Annotated in this window: 13 protein-coding genes; 10 read left to right on the top strand and 3 right to left on the bottom strand. The window is 47.6% G+C overall.

The window, feature by feature from the left end:
• Positions 1-29 precede the first annotated feature (29 nt).
• The gene (gene argH, locus HF638_RS07860; protein WP_169480027.1) at positions 30-1,433 is read left to right on the top strand and encodes an argininosuccinate lyase; all 1,404 of its coding nucleotides are present in this window, start codon (positions 30-32) and stop codon (positions 1,431-1,433) included.
• 198 nt (positions 1,434-1,631) lie between these two features.
• Here the strand turns inward: argH and HF638_RS07855 are convergent, their stop codons facing one another.
• Complete coding sequence (locus HF638_RS07855; protein ID WP_169479732.1) at positions 1,632-2,420, bottom strand: alpha/beta hydrolase; 789 nt, start codon at positions 2,418-2,420, stop codon at positions 1,632-1,634.
• A 131-nt stretch (positions 2,421-2,551) separates the two neighbouring features.
• Here HF638_RS07855 and HF638_RS07850 point away from each other — a divergent pair, with 131 nt between their 5' ends.
• The 4 genes from HF638_RS07850 to HF638_RS07835 all read left to right on the top strand — a co-directional run bounded on the left by HF638_RS07850 (position 2,552) and on the right by HF638_RS07835 (position 6,261).
• A complete protein-coding gene (locus HF638_RS07850; RefSeq protein ID WP_169479731.1) occupies positions 2,552-3,175 on the top strand; it encodes a YhbD family protein in 624 nt (207 codons plus the stop codon).
• Between the two features lie 14 nt (positions 3,176-3,189).
• On the top strand, positions 3,190-3,918 hold the full coding sequence (locus HF638_RS07845) for a polymer-forming cytoskeletal protein (protein WP_169479730.1): 729 nt from the start codon (positions 3,190-3,192) through the stop codon (positions 3,916-3,918).
• A 33-nt stretch (positions 3,919-3,951) separates the two neighbouring features.
• Entirely contained in the window at positions 3,952-4,635 is a 684-nt protein-coding gene (locus HF638_RS07840; RefSeq protein ID WP_169479729.1) for a hypothetical protein, read from the top strand.
• A gap of 72 nt (positions 4,636-4,707) precedes the next feature.
• Positions 4,708-6,261, top strand: a complete 1,554-nt coding sequence (locus tag HF638_RS07835; RefSeq protein ID WP_169479728.1) for an MDR family MFS transporter — start codon at positions 4,708-4,710, stop codon at positions 6,259-6,261.
• Positions 6,262-6,496: 235 nt separating this feature from the next.
• Here HF638_RS07835 and HF638_RS07830 read toward each other — a convergent pair whose 3' ends face one another.
• Positions 6,497-7,930: a VanW family protein gene (locus HF638_RS07830; protein ID WP_169479727.1), complete on the bottom strand. Its 1,434-nt coding sequence runs from the start codon at positions 7,928-7,930 to the stop codon at positions 6,497-6,499.
• A gap of 254 nt (positions 7,931-8,184) precedes the next feature.
• On the opposite strand from HF638_RS07830, the gene ftsE reads away from it, so the two are divergent.
• From ftsE to HF638_RS07805, 5 genes are all read left to right on the top strand, one after another.
• Positions 8,185-8,871, top strand: coding sequence for a cell division ATP-binding protein FtsE (gene ftsE, locus HF638_RS07825; protein WP_024631580.1), 687 nt, complete (start codon positions 8,185-8,187; stop codon positions 8,869-8,871).
• Positions 8,861-9,778: a permease-like cell division protein FtsX gene (ftsX, locus tag HF638_RS07820; RefSeq protein WP_169479726.1), complete on the top strand. Its 918-nt coding sequence runs from the start codon at positions 8,861-8,863 to the stop codon at positions 9,776-9,778. Before ftsE ends, ftsX begins: the two co-directional genes overlap by 11 nt.
• Before the next feature lie 187 nt (positions 9,779-9,965).
• Complete coding sequence (locus tag HF638_RS07815) at positions 9,966-11,246, top strand: murein hydrolase activator EnvC family protein (RefSeq protein WP_169479725.1); 1,281 nt, start codon at positions 9,966-9,968, stop codon at positions 11,244-11,246.
• Positions 11,247-11,382: 136 nt separating this feature from the next.
• Complete coding sequence (locus HF638_RS07810; RefSeq protein ID WP_169479724.1) at positions 11,383-12,855, top strand: S41 family peptidase; 1,473 nt, start codon at positions 11,383-11,385, stop codon at positions 12,853-12,855.
• A 64-nt stretch (positions 12,856-12,919) separates the two neighbouring features.
• The gene (locus HF638_RS07805; protein WP_169479723.1) at positions 12,920-14,248 is read left to right on the top strand and encodes a PDZ domain-containing protein; all 1,329 of its coding nucleotides are present in this window, start codon (positions 12,920-12,922) and stop codon (positions 14,246-14,248) included.
• Between the two features lie 90 nt (positions 14,249-14,338).
• On the opposite strand, the gene HF638_RS07800 is transcribed toward HF638_RS07805, so the two are convergent.
• Complete coding sequence (locus HF638_RS07800) at positions 14,339-15,028, bottom strand: response regulator transcription factor (protein WP_169479722.1); 690 nt, start codon at positions 15,026-15,028, stop codon at positions 14,339-14,341.
• Positions 15,029-15,047: the final 19 nt, after the last annotated feature.

The following is a 15,047-nucleotide window of genomic DNA, read 5'->3' as shown; positions in this document are numbered from 1 at the left end:
TGTCCATGAGCGAAAGGGGAGTACTCACCGTGAGCAAGCTGTGGGGAGGACGTTTTACAAAACAAACCAATCATTTGGTTGAGGAATATACGGCATCAATCAATTTTGACAAAGCTTTGGCAGAGGAAGATATCCAGGGCAGTCTGGCCCATGTAACGATGCTGGGCAAATGCGGCATTCTTCCGGCGGAAGATGTGGAAACGATCAAAGAAGGTCTGATCACCGTTCTGCACAAAATCCGTGCGGGCGAAGTGGAATTCTCCGTATCGGACGAAGACATCCACATGAATATTGAGAAAAACCTGATCGAGACGATTGGTCCTGTAGGCGGCAAATTACATACAGGCCGTAGCCGGAACGACCAGGTGGCAACAGATATGCACTTGTACCTGCGTGAGCGCGTCGTTGGATTTGTGGGCATGCTGCAGTCCTTACAGGAAGCGCTGATTGGACAGGCTAAAGATAACCTCGATACCATCGTACCGGGTTATACACATCTTCAACGGGCCCAGCCAATTTTGTTCGCCCATCACCTGATGGCGTATGTATCCATGTTCCAACGGGATGCTGAGCGTCTGATGGACAGCTACAAACGCATTAACATCCTGCCACTGGGCGCAGGTGCGCTCGCGGGCACAACATTCCCGATTGACCGTCATTTTGTGGCGGAACAACTGGGCTTCGACGGCGTGTACGAGAACAGTCTGGACGCAGTAAGCGACCGTGACTTCATCGTTGAGTTCCTGGCAGCCGCTTCGCTGATCATGACTCACTTGTCCCGTCTGAGTGAAGAGCTGGTACTGTGGAGCAGCACGGAGTTTGGATTCGTTGAACTGGACGATGCGTTCTGCACAGGCAGCAGCATCATGCCTCAGAAGAAAAACCCAGACGTTCCTGAACTCGTTCGTGGCAAAACAGGACGTGTGTACGGCAACCTGATCGGTTTGCTGACGGTACTGAAATCTCTTCCGCTGGCCTACAACAAGGACATGCAGGAAGACAAAGAAGGCATGTTCGACACAGTAGCAACACTGGAGGGTGCGCTGCAACTGTTCGCTCCAATGATCGCGACAATGACAGTGAACAAGGAACGGATGCGTCAAGCGGTCAACCAGGATTTCTCCAACGCTACGGATATTGCTGACTTCCTCGTGGGTGAAGGCTTGCCTTTCCGTCAGGCGCATGAAGTGATTGGTAAAACAGTGCTGTACTGCATCCAGAACAGCAAGTATTTGCTGGATCTGACGATTGATGAATTCCGTCAGTTCTCGCCACTGTTCGATGACCGGATCTATGACGTGCTTCAACCAGAAGCGGTAGTGAACGCTCGTAATGTTTACGGCGGAACAGCTTCGGGTCAAGTCGCTGAAGCCATTGGACGCAGCGAGAAGGTACTGGAGATTACCGAGCAATGGATTACGAACCGCGGTTAATACCACAGCTATCATATTGAAATGTGAACGTACAATAAAGAAGCAGGCCCAGAGAACTTTGTTCTCAGCGGCCTGCTTTTTTGTGTTTTACAGAGAGGTGCTCTGGATATATTCAACTCAACCGCGAACGGAAGGAAGGTCGTTCTGTTAGCGGAGTACCCGTTTAGTTACTCGCAGTAGCTCCACTACAATTCTCCACTAGTCCCGCTTGGGTAAAGGCAACCATTTCAATACATCCTGAATCTTCGCATCCCAATAACCCCAATCATGCCCACCTGGTTCTTCCTCGTACGTCAGTTTGAAATCGGTCTGTGCACAGGTTTGTCGGAAAGTCTGGTTCTCCTCATACAAGAAATCTTCTGTTCCACAACATTGATAGAGGAGGGGCTGAGGCCCTTGATTCGCTTGACCCGCTTTCAGCAGATGGATCAGATCATTATCCGAGCCTGCAATCTGTGGTCCGAATATCCGCAGCAGTTCGGATTGTTGCAAGGCGGATGATACTTCGCTATTCATATGTGCAGCCATGTCGAGTGCTCCAGACAAACTTGCCGCGGCAGCATATTGATCTGGTTTACGAAGGGCCAGCTTGAACGCGCCATAGCCACCCATGGATAAGCCTGCAACGAAGTTATCCTCACGCTTTGGCGACAGTGGGAAGAAAGAGCGAGCGAGTGCTGGCAGTTCCTCACTGATGAACGTCCAGTATTGTCCGCCTTCTGCCATATCCGTATAAAAGCTACGGTGAACCTGTGGCATAACAACGGCGATCCCAAGGTTAGCTACATAACGTTCGATCGATGTGCGGCGCAGCCAGATGGAGTCATCGTCAGACAGACCGTGTAACAGATATAGGGTTGGGTGCAGTCCCTTGCCGGTTACATTATCCATACCGATCTGATTGTGGGTTTGTTGCGGCAGAATGACATGCATGCTGGTGCTTAGTCCGAGTGTATCGGAGTAAAAATCACATTTAATTAGTGCCATGAGTATAAGAAACCCCTTTCATAAGTTCATATTTAACAGGTTATACCCAATGCCAAATCAATGCAATAACAAACGTTTTACAACGTAACAATGTTATGTTACACTGATTTCGATATAAAGGGGGACCATATATGACGGATGATTTGATCTCCAAAAAAGAATTGCTGGACCTGACAGGAATCTCATACGGCCAGTTGTACCGCTGGAAGCGGAAAAATCTCATTCCGGAGGAATGGTTCATTCGGAAGTCGTCCTACACCGGACAAGAGACCTTTTTTCCAAAACAACAGATTTTACTACGCATTGACAAGATTCTCAATATGAAAGACGGATTGTCGCTGGATGAGCTGGCAGATGTGTTCTCGCCTACGTTGGGTGAAGTGGAGATGTCTGCGCAACAGCTGTTGGAGCGAAACATTGTTTCACAAATCTCATTAGATCTTTTGAAAGAAGAAGGTCGAGAACAACCACTGTATGCTTTGGAGCAGATTATGATGCTGTATGTTCTAGATAAGCTATTGATGAGCGGAGATATTACGCGGCAAGAGGGTGCATTGCTAATCGATGTGATGTCCGAACATTATTATCGTTTCACAGGTAAACCCAGCGAACTAGTGCTTACTCGCAAGATGGGTATTCCGTCATTCATGCTGGTGACAGCAGGAACAGAGTTTTATTTTGACAATGGTGTGAAAGTGGTTCTTAGGCAGCCGATGGGAACATTTATGGAAGAATTAAAACTCAAATTGGGCTAAGGAGAGGATCATCTATGGAAGAGCGGAATAAGCGGAATGATCTGAATGTGGCGGGCATAAGTCAAACGGCAGGCGGGGAGTTTCACCGTGTATCTATTGATGGCATGGCTAAGGTGAACGGCAACCTGGACTGCACCTCTATGGAAGTGAATGGAACATTGAAGATGCACGGCGCTTTGACCTCCGAGAGTGCAGCGATTAACGGCATGTGCACGTTGAATGGACCTCTGACCAGTTCTCGTGTTCGGGTGGATGGCATGACGACGATTAACGGAAATCTCCATAGCCCTGAACTTGAAGTGAACGGAAAGTGTACCGTACGTGGAAGAGTAGATGGGGAACGAATTGATATTGGCGGTGTGATCGATATTGAAGGAGATGTGCAATGTGAGTCCCTGAATGTGCGGGGCAATATTAAGATCAGCGGCTTACTGAATGCGGGAACAGTGGAGATCAGGCTGCATACATCTTCTTCGGCCAAAGAGATTGGCGGAGAGCGTATCGATATTCGTCGCAAGGAACAACAGAATGGATTTTGGAAAAGTATTGGTCTGGGCGGGACCCCTTCATTTAAGACATCCTTAATTGAGGGTGATGAGATTGTCCTAGAAGATACCGAAGCTGATATTGTGCGAGGTAGCAATATTCATATTGGTCGTGGCTGTAACATCAGGCTGGTTGAGTATTCAGGTGAACTTGAGATTGATCGGGATGCCAAGGTGGGCAGCAGTCAGCGAATTTAAAGTTTGAACTGGAGAGAAAGGGACGGGATCGATATGAATAACAATCCGGGGCGTTCATTGGACAAAAAAATGGATATCAGCATTGTTGGTGATGGTAGTTCTGCTGGGGGCGTGTACGGCAAAATCAAGGTCGTAGGGGACGCGTCCTTTAACGACAATCTATATTGTGATCGTTTCAAATGTACGGGTACATCGGTCATATACGGATCACTTGAATCCACAGATATTAAAATCACGGGAACCCTTACCCTGACAGAGCGAGAGATCAGCAACGATGGTGAGGATGGAATCCAGGCATCTGGCCTGCATGCCAAAGCTGAGCATATAAAAGTGGTCGGTGAGCTTCATCTGTCAGGAGATTGTCAGGCCGAAAGTATCAAGCTGAACGGGCGTTTGACGATAGCGGGCATGCTCAGCGCTGAACAGATGACACTCAAAATCATGGGTCCATCCGAGGTGAAGGAAATGGGCGGTTCCATCATCTCGGTGAAGAGTGGACGGTTGAATGACTTGTTTACGGGGAGTAAGTCGATTCTCAAGACGCAGATTATCGAAGGTGATGATATTGAATTAGAAAATACGGAGGCCGAGATTGTCCGTGGCGATAAAATAAAAATCGGTCCAGGTTGCCGTATTGGTACAGTGGAATACCGTTCATCTCTGCAAATTCATCCGCAATCGGAAGTTTTACTGCAAAGCAATCGGTCCTTGGACTGATTAACGAAGACTTCTTTTCGGATATACTAATGCAGTCATATGAATAGAGCGTGAATGGAGAGATTGAGTACAATGGTTGCACGTAAAAACAGTATTGGATTGGTGCTGGCAGGGTTACTGCTCAGCATATTAATGGCTTCGATGGATAATACCATCGTGGCAACAGCTATGGGGGATATTGTCGGGAAGCTGGGCGGGCTCGACAAGTTCGTCTGGGTTACCTCCGCGTATATGGTGGCTGAGATGGCAGGGATGCCGATCTTCGGTAAGCTATCGGATATGTATGGACGGAAGAAGTTTTTTGTATTTGGTATTATTGTGTTTATGCTTGGCTCAGCGCTGTGCGGAACGGCAACGTCTATTGTGGAATTGACGATGTACAGAGCGATTCAGGGTATTGGTGCAGGTGCACTGGTGCCGATTGCGTTTACGATCATGTTTGATGTGGTTGCACCAGAATCACGCGGTAAACTGGGCGGATTGTTTGGAGCCGTCTTCGGCTTGTCCAGCGTATTTGGACCACTGCTCGGTGCTTACATTACACAGTATGCGACATGGGAATGGGTATTTTATATCAACCTGCCGCTCGGCTTGATTGCATTTGTGTTTATTGCGTTCTTTTATAAAGAATCCCATCAGCATCAATCCCAACAGATCGACTGGCTGGGTGCTGTAACGCTGATCGGTGCAGTTGTGTGCCTGATCTTCGGTCTGGAACTGGGCGGCAAAACGTTTGCCTGGGGTTCCTGGCAGATTATCGGCTTGTTTGCCGGATTTGTAGCACTAGCGCTGCTGTTCCTGTACGCGGAAACGAAAGCTAAGGAACCAATCATCTCCTTCGGCATGTTCCGCAACCGGGTCTACTGGTCCAGTAACGTTATTGGTATGTTCAGTGGTGCGGCGTTCATTACAGCATCCGTGTACATTCCGATCTTCATACAGGGGGTACTCGGTGGTAAAGCGACCAACTCCGGTCTGGTACTGCTGCCCATGATGCTTGGGTCCGTTGTGACGGCGTCCTTGGGCGGGGTGTTGATGACCAAAATCAAGTATCGCAATATCATGATCCCTACATTGGCTTTACTTGTCATTGGACTTGGATTGTTGACTACACTGGATGAGAATTCATCCCTTTGGACGATACGTATCTACATGGTGATGGTTGGTCTGGGTGTCGGTGCTTCGTTCTCCGTACTTAGCAATGCAGCCATGAACGCGTTTGAACCGCAAAGACGCGGAGCAGCAAGCTCCACACTTAACTTTTTGCGGTCCCTCGGTATGACGATGGGCATTACGATCTTTGGTATCGTACAGAGTCAGGTGTTTACGCGTAAAATGAACGATGCCCTCGTTGGTTCAGCTGCGGAGGCAGGCGGTGCTTCAGCGGGTGGCGTGCCGCAGGGAGTGGATCTGACCGATCCGCATGCGTTGCTCTCGCCAGAACTCAGACAGGCGATTCCGCCTCAGGTGCTGGATACGATCACACATGCACTGTCTTCTTCCATTGTGCAATTATTTGCCTGGGCTGTGATTCCGGCTGCACTCGCGTTGGTCGCTTCCTTCTTCATGGGGAAAGAGAAAATGGTCATAGGCGAAGAGCAAGGCGAATACACTGGCGGTCACTAAACCGTAATGAAGTAAACTAACTATAAGTTAAGGTAGTACAGCTGATCGTAGCTTGGTAAAACTCGAATAACTTATCTTGAAAATGTAAAGACACACTTCTCGCTTATCCTCAAAAAGGATGTGAAGTGTGTCTTTTTGTTTTCGTGTGATCAGCTTATGCTTATCCATGAATTACGGCAGGACCTTGTTTGTACCATTCCGTGATCTGTAAGTTGTCGGTTGCTTTGAAAAAAAATTAAGGCTGTTTCGTATCGCTAATACCATCCTCGACAACAGAAGGCTCTTGTGGATCAGGCAGACTGATATGACCTGAGCGGGCAATCAGACGATTCTGTGCTTTGTACGTATCTCGTGTAATCGTTTTGGATTCGACCACTTTGCCGTCCACCCTCTTGGTACGCACGGTCTCGACAATATATCCAGGCTGTCCGTCTTGCAGCACCTGTTGGGCACCATCAGGCAGTACCGTACTGGACACATATTTTACCGGGACGCTTAATGTTTCAATGGTACGAGATTCAAGGGCGTAGCGGACATTCTCCGGGAATGTGCCGAAAAATTTCACCATCAATTGGTGGTTCTTCACCTCTGTATGAATGAGTAAGGATTTTCCAGTATTGTTTTTAAAACGAAAGTTGATGGCGCCTGAGGCAAAGGTAGCATCCAGTCCTTTCGGCAAATATTTGACCGGCAGGGAATGGTTGCGACGCTCAATAATGTCTAGACCGGTCAACAGCGCTGCGTTATACACCGTACTGGACACTTGGCAGATCCCCCCGCCAATTCCTGGCGTCAGTCTTCCGTTTACAATGACCGGGGCCTCACGAAACCCGTAATCCTTTTCAGCTGTACGGACGACCTTCTCATAATCGAACACGGCATTCGGTGGCAAAATCATACCATTAATCGCTTCCGCCGCTGCGCTGACATTATGTATCCGGCCTTCACTACTATTGCCAAGACCCGTAGAGAACTGGATGATCTTCCGGTCAATACCTTCCTCACGCAGCGAATCAAGGGTTACTTTTGGTTTCAGCGTATACAGTGGTATCTGGATCAGCAATGGGGCGGGTTTCTCATCCGGGTTCAGTACATTGAAATCCCGTTTCAGCTTGGTTTGAATGAGATTTGTGAGTGTATCCCAATCAATCCGGCGGACGCCTTTTTCCGGGATATACTGGACTTTGTCACTTACGGTAATGCGGCGAACAGCGTTCGCAGGTGTACCGAAGGTTTCTTTTTCCCAGGCAGGGCTGAGGTGTTCTTGGAGTGGTCGTAAATCGTAACTCATATCCAGAGAGAACTCTTTCGGAAAATGATAACGTGCATAAGCGCGTTCCCATATATCTCCTTCCTCAAGCTCTTTTATAGCGGACTTGAAGCCGTTAACGTTGTAGTTTACACCCACCTGAGCTGTGCTGTACGTCATCGTCTTGGGGTCAGGTTCGGTCAACTCAAGAGTGACAGGCCAGTCCTCGAGCTTTTTGATCTTTTCCTCCAGTTCATGCAGTACATCCTTATGGTTCTTCCCTTCCACCGGTATGCCGCCAACATGAACGTCTTTGGGCAGTGCAGGCTGATTCACGTACATATACAACAATCCATAGGATGCGGAGCCGATCAAGAGGATGGAGAATAGAACAATGACCGTCAGATGTATTTTTTTCATAACCGTACGCTCCTTTATACTTCAGTTGTTCCCGACTTTGTAACACTTTCTATATATATGATCCAATGCAGGAAAACTTTCGGGTACTCAATAGGTAACAAATTTGTTACAATAAACTTCATATGAATCCATGCTTCACCATCAAAACAGGAATGACGTGGATTTTTTCCTGATGAAATTCAGGTCTTTTTAAAGGAAATGCCGGGATTGTGTCGAAATGATAATGGCTAACTATGCGAGCAGGAAGTGATGATGTGATAGAAATGCAGGACGTGTGGAAGACCTACGCCAATGGGACCCACGCATTACAAGGGGTGTCGGTGAAGATCGACCGCAATGAATTTGTCTATATCGTCGGTCCGTCCGGCGCAGGCAAATCGACATTTATGAAATTGATGTACAGAGAAGAAGTTCCGACCAAAGGACAAATATCCATTAACGGATTTAATATTGGTAAGTTAAAGCCAAGAAAGATTCCTTATGTACGTCGTAACATCGGCGTGGTGTTCCAGGATTTTCGTCTGCTGCCACGGATGACCGCATTTGAGAATGTGGCATTTGCGATGGAAGTTATCGAAGCACCGAAGCGTCATATCAAGAAACGAGTCATGGAAGTACTCGACTTGGTGGGACTGCGCAGCAAAGCAAATCGTGAACCTTCACAGCTCTCAGGCGGGGAACAGCAACGTATTGCCATTGCACGGGCTATCGTCAATAACCCATCGGTTATTATCGCGGATGAGCCTACGGGGAACCTCGATCCAGAGACGTCATGGGGCATTATGCAACTGCTGGATGAGATTAATTTCCGAGGAACAACCATTGTTATGGCGACTCACAACAAAGATATCGTAAACACGATGCGTAAACGGGTAATCGCCATTGAACGTGGACAGATTGTACGGGATCAGATGAGAGGGGAATACGGTTATGAATTTTAGTACTCTCTTGCGCCATCTGCGGGAGGGATTCAAAAACGTATTCCGCAACGGCTGGATGTCTGTAGCCTCCATCATGTCCATCATTGTGTCGCTGTTGATTCTTGGCGTGTTCATGTTGCTGGTGCTCAATGTTAACTCCATGGCGAATCAGGTTGATAGCCAGGTGGAGATTAGCGCGTTCCTTGAACTGAATGTGGACGAGAACCTGCGTAACACACTGGAGCAAGAAATCAGCGCGATGCCTGAAGTAAGTGAGATTCGTTTTGTTTCCAAGGAAGAAGGACTACAGGAGTTCCGTGAACGTCTTGGAGAGAGTGCAGATAATGTGCTTAGCGGTTTCGATGTGGACAACAATCCACTGCCGGAGACCATTGAAGTTGAGGTCATTGAACCGGAAACCGTCACTTTTGTGGCGCAAAAAATCGAAGCCCTGAACGAAAAACACCCAGAGAAGCCGATCATGAAAGTGAACTACGGCAAGGAAACGGTGGAAGTGTTGTTCAAATTCACGAAACTGGTCCGTAATATCGGATTTATTTTTGTCGGGGGACTGGGTCTGATGTCCATGTTCCTGATCTCGAATACGATTCGCGTAACGATTCTGGCCCGTCGCCGGGAAATCGGCATTATGAAGCTGGTCGGCGCAACCAACACCTTTATTCGTTGGCCTTTCTTTATTGAAGGTGCACTCATTGGATTTATTGGCTCGGTTATTACGGTTGGGGTGCTGTTCTTTGGATACAGCCAGTTGATGAACACGATTGGTCAGGATGTATTCATGCAGATGCTTAACTTGATTCCGCTCGGCGAAATCTGGTTGCTGTTTGGAACACTGTTGATCGGACTCGGTGTGCTGGTAGGTATTTTGGGAAGTACACTGTCCATTCGGAAATCACTCAACGTTTAATTTTGTTTTGATCGATCGAATTGCAGAATATGTCGAAAAGAATGGTAAAGCAGGTTCATTAATGGACGCTGTTTGACGATATGTAGGAAAGACGGAGTCTTTTAAGTTGGAAGAAAGCAAAGAACATGCTGTTCACCACCTGTGCAGGTTGCTTTCTTGTGAAATCATAGGATGGGGGATCATCATTTTGAAAAAAACCGCTTCGCTGCTGGCCCTAACGTTATTGGCCGGTATGACGCTTCAACCTTCTGACGGATATGCCAAGAGTAGCATCAGCGATATTGACCAGCAGATTCAGCAACTGGAGAACAAGGCAGCTACTGCCAAGCAGGAGCAGAAAAAAGCTGCTTCCAACAAAAAGGAAGCTCAGCATTACAAGAACAAAACCAACGCTTATCTGAAGGTTGTTATGGAACAGATCAATGTCGTTAGTGATGAACTGGCCAGCGTATCCTTGCAGATCGAGAACACGGAGGAAGATCTCCGTACAACCAAGAAAGACCTGCAAGCGGCAGAAGAACGTATTGTTGCAAGGGAGAAACTTTTGGAGTCACGCGTGCGTCTGATGTATACGGACGGTGCTGTATCCTATCTGGATGTATTGTTGTCCTCCACCAGCTTCACTGACTTTCTGACCCGTGCGGATTCACTCAAAACGATCGTGGATCAGGATCAGCATCTGCTGGATGAGCACAAAGCGGACAAGCAACTCGTTGTGGACAAAAAGGCAGAACTGGATGTGCAATATGCAGAAGCCAAGAGCCTGTATTCACAGAAGAAACAGCGCAAGTCCCAATTGAATGAAAAAGAAGCGGAAAAGCAAGTGCTTCTCGCTTCATATGATGCTAAGATTGAAGAATCAGAAGAGCTGACACAAGAGCAAGAAGATGTATTGATGCAGATTGCCAGCAAACGTTCAGCACTTCTACAAGAGAAAAATAAATTGCGTGAACAACAGGCAGCAGCCGCAGCCAAAGCAAAAGCCGCAGCAGCAGCTCGGGCGAAAGCAGCAGCCAAGACGCCAACCAGAGTCAGCTCGGATAGCAGCAGTGAGGTCACGTATTCATCAGGTAATGGTATCTTCTCAAGACCGGTATCTGGCGGACGTATTTCTTCTCCATTCGGTCCCCGTACCCACCCAATTACGGGTGTAGTGGGTAAGATGCATAACGGTGTTGATTTCGCTGTGCCTGTGGGATCCTCTGTACATGCTGCCTCCGGCGGAATTGTAATCATGGCTGAATGGTATAGCGGTTATGGCTATACGGTTATTGTGGACCATGGTGGCGGACTATGGACGTTATATGGTCACTTGCGCGAAGGTGGATTTAAAGTCAGCAAGGGCGACACCGTGAGCAAAGGTGATACCATTGCTGAGTCAGGAAATACAGGAAACTCTACTGGACCTCACTTGCACTTTGAAGTACGAGATAATGGTACAGCAGTCAATCCAATGAACTATTTGTAATTTCCTCATCTACAGACCGAATGGAAAAAACATATTCCGTACAAGCTAGACATATACTAAGCTGGCATGTTTAGGGAATGGATTCTGGCAACAATGGAATCTGACACGCTTCAAAACTAAAGGCGGTGACAAACGGATGATGAAGAAAAGATCGGCGCTACTGCTTGTCATTGTGGGTCTCCTTGGCGGTAGTTTACTAACCCTGGTATTAATGACTTATCCGGGAATAGCGAGCCAGGCCACACCGGGTGAAGGTTTGCTGGCCAGTGTAACCGGCAATACGCAGCAGAAGAACGATTTGAAGAAGATTGAAACCGCGATGGATTTGATCTCAAGCAACTATTATAAAGACGTAGATCAGACCAAATTGATTGACGGTGCGATCAACGGCATGATGGAATCCCTTGGTGATCCGTACTCCAACTATATGGGGCAGGAAACAGCTGCTCAGTTTGAAGAGTCGATCGAAGGTTCATTTACCGGTATTGGCGCAGAGGTATCTTCACAGGATGGAAACGTCGTTGTTGTTTCCCCGATCAAAGGATCACCTGCCGAGAAAGCGGGTATTCGTGCGAAAGACATGATTATGTCGGTAAACGGTGAATCCCTGCAAGGTTTGGAACTGAACAAGGCTGTTAACAAAATCAGAGGTCCAAAGGGCAGTGAAGCGAAGGTACAAGTCAAACGTGCTGGATCTTCAGAACTGATTGAATTTGTTATTGTACGGGACGACATTGATCTGGAGACCGTATATGCTCACATGGAGGATGGCGGAATTGGCGTTATTGCCATTACCCAATTTTCTCTCAATACAGGCGATCGCTTTAAAGAAGAATTGGCGAAGCTTGAGAAGCAGAACATGAAAGGTCTGGTCATCGACGTACGGAATGACCCAGGCGGTGTACTGCAAGTTGTCATTGATATTGCTGAGCAATTTGTTCCTAAAGGCAAGGTTATTGTGCAAGTCGAAGACAAGAACGGCAAAAAGGAACAAAGTAAATCCAATGGATCAGCGAAAGCTTATCCAGTCACAGTCCTGATGAACAAAGGTAGCGCGAGTGCCTCGGAGATTTTGGCCGGTGCATTGCAACAGTCAGCGGGCGCTAAGTTGATCGGTGAAAACTCCTTTGGTAAAGGAACCGTACAGACGAGTTATGACAAACAAATGGGTGACGGCAGCTTGCTGAAGATTACCATTGCGAAGTGGCTCACTCCGAACGGGGACTGGATTCATGAAAAAGGAATCAAACCGGATATTGCGGTAGACCAACCGGATTATTTCTCGGTGGCACCGATTAACAAAGAGAAGTTACCACTGAAATATGACAGTAATAGCACGGATGTGAAAAGTGCGCAGACGATGCTGAGAGGACTCGATTTCAAACCGGATCGTGTGGACGGATACTATGACCAGCAGACAGAAGAAGCGGTCAAGGCATTCCAGAAGCAAAAAGGCATTCAGGCTACAGGCCAGATTGACGAGAAAACCGCTGAATCACTCGAAGCGGCTCTGATTGAACGCATTGCCAATCCTCAATATGATGCACAGCTGAAACGCGCGATCGAAAATGTCTCAAAGGATATTTCGTCCGCAGTGTCGAAGCCATAAAGAAGGCTGATTTTCAGCCTTCTTTTTTTCTGAACCGGCTGAAGGAGAGGGGTGACCGACCACAATGGAATGGGTATGGCCGTGGTTAACTACATTAGGAGAAGCTTTGTTGCAGTTGTTTATTCAGCCGTTTTATTATATTGCGGTGATCCTGATTGCGCTGATCTATCATCGTCAGTTACTACAGGAGCGTAAATTGTTTCATGTCCGTTTGCAAAGCTCGATAACACAGACGATTCGTGCGGTGCTCGGAGGCATACTCATCGGTATCATTGTCTCAATCGTGTCCCTATTTCTCGGTGCACATCTTACGCTGGGAAGTCTCATATGCATATGGGCTGCAACGTTAGTTCTATCCTTGTTCCGTATCCGGTATCTGTGCTTTGCTTACGCAGCTGGATTACTGGGTGTATTGCAATTTGGTTTGAATCTGGCTTCAGGCTGGCAGCCATCCGGTTGGATGGGCAGTATCACAGAGACGCTACGTGCTCTGGATATGCCTGCATTGCTTGTCTTGGCGGCCCTCCTACATATGGGTGAAGCCCTGTTAGTACGTATGCAGGGGGTATCGATGGCATCACCGCTTCTCTTCGAGGGAAAACGTGGGAAGCTGGTTGGCGGATATCAACTGCAACAGTTCTGGGCCATTCCCCTACTGATTCTTGTTCCCGTCACAGGAGGTGGCGCGGAGCTGGCATGGAATCCACTTATGAATGCAGGACATAGTTATATGCTGGTTGCGTTGCCCATCATGCTCGGATTCGGTGAGATAACGCAGAGTATGCTTCCTGGACAGAAGGTGCAGATCACATCCAAGCGGTTGATGCTTTATGGGACAACCTTGCTTGTCTTCAGTTTACTTGCTGCATGGTGGTCTCCGCTCATGTTGGTTACTGCGCTGATTGCATTTATTGGACATGAATTTCTGGTATGGTACAGCGCGTTTGAAGAGCAAAATCGCAGTCCGGTATTTGTTCATCCGCAGCATGGGTTAAAAGTATTGGCTGTTATTCCGGAGAGTCCTGCTGCAGATTTGGGGATTGAAGCAGGAGAGACGTTGTACAAGGTGAATGGTAAGTTGGTTCATTCACCGGAAGAATTGCATCGCGCTCTGCGGATGAATCCAGCTTTTTGCAAGCTTGAGGTGCGTAATCACCAAGGAGAAAGCAAGTTCATGCAACGAGCGATTTATGAAGGGGAGCATCATCAGCTTGGGGTCATTATGGCACCGGACAATCACGAGGTCTGGGCGATTCGGTTACGTCCACTGACGCTGTTCCATATCATTAATCTCAAACTGTTTGCCCGCTTGAAAAAACCACAAAGGGACGAAGCCCCATTAGCGTTACCGCCAGCCCCTGTGGCCAGTGATAAAGGGTCCGTGGAGATGTAACTAGCATACGTGATGAAGTATGTTTGCATAAATCAAGCAATGAAAAAGGTATTTCTCAGCGCCGTCGCAGGCAAGGGAAATACCTTTTTGTTATTTTTTTAACATAAAGATGGCGATTTGGGTTCGATCACGCAAGCTCAGCTTGCCGAGAATATCCGTGACGTAGTTTTTGACCGTGCCTTCACTGAGGAACAGTTTGGCGGCAATTTCCTTATTGGATAGCCCCTCCGATATGGCTTCGGCAACCGCCAGCTCCATACGCGTCAGTCCATAGGCTTCGATTGAATTCTGTGTCTGGGGAATTGTAGCAGGACGAAGGAGTCCTGTTAGCTTGCGAGCAATATCCGGATGGATTAACATATCGCCATTATGTACGGTCTTGATGCCTTGAATGATCCGCTCAGGGGGGACGTTTTTGAGCAAATAACCACTTGCGCCATTCTGCAATGCCTGAATAATATACTCATCGTCGTCAAACGTAGTCAGCATGAGCACCTGGATTTCAGGAAAACGTGCCTTGATAAGTTGTGTACCTTCGACTCCATCACATTCCGGCATCCGAATATCCATCAACACCACGTCCGCAGGCGTTCCTGCTTCAAGCAATGCCAACGCTTCCTGTCCATTTGAAGCTGTGCCTGTAACACGAATGCCGGAGCCCAGTCCGAGCAGCACTTTAAGGCTCTCACGAATGAAGTAATCATCGTCTGCGAGAATCAGCCGAATAAGTTGAGGGTGAGCTGTATCACTTTTTTGATTTACATCATTCTGTTCGGACATGAGAACATTCACTTCCTTT

It is taken from the genome of Paenibacillus sp. SZ31 (assembly GCF_012912005.1).
In the GTDB taxonomy this organism is placed as follows: Bacteria; Bacillota; Bacilli; order Paenibacillales; family Paenibacillaceae; genus Paenibacillus.
Note: the sequence above shows the minus strand (reverse complement) of the source record. Positions and strands in the feature narration are given on the sequence as shown.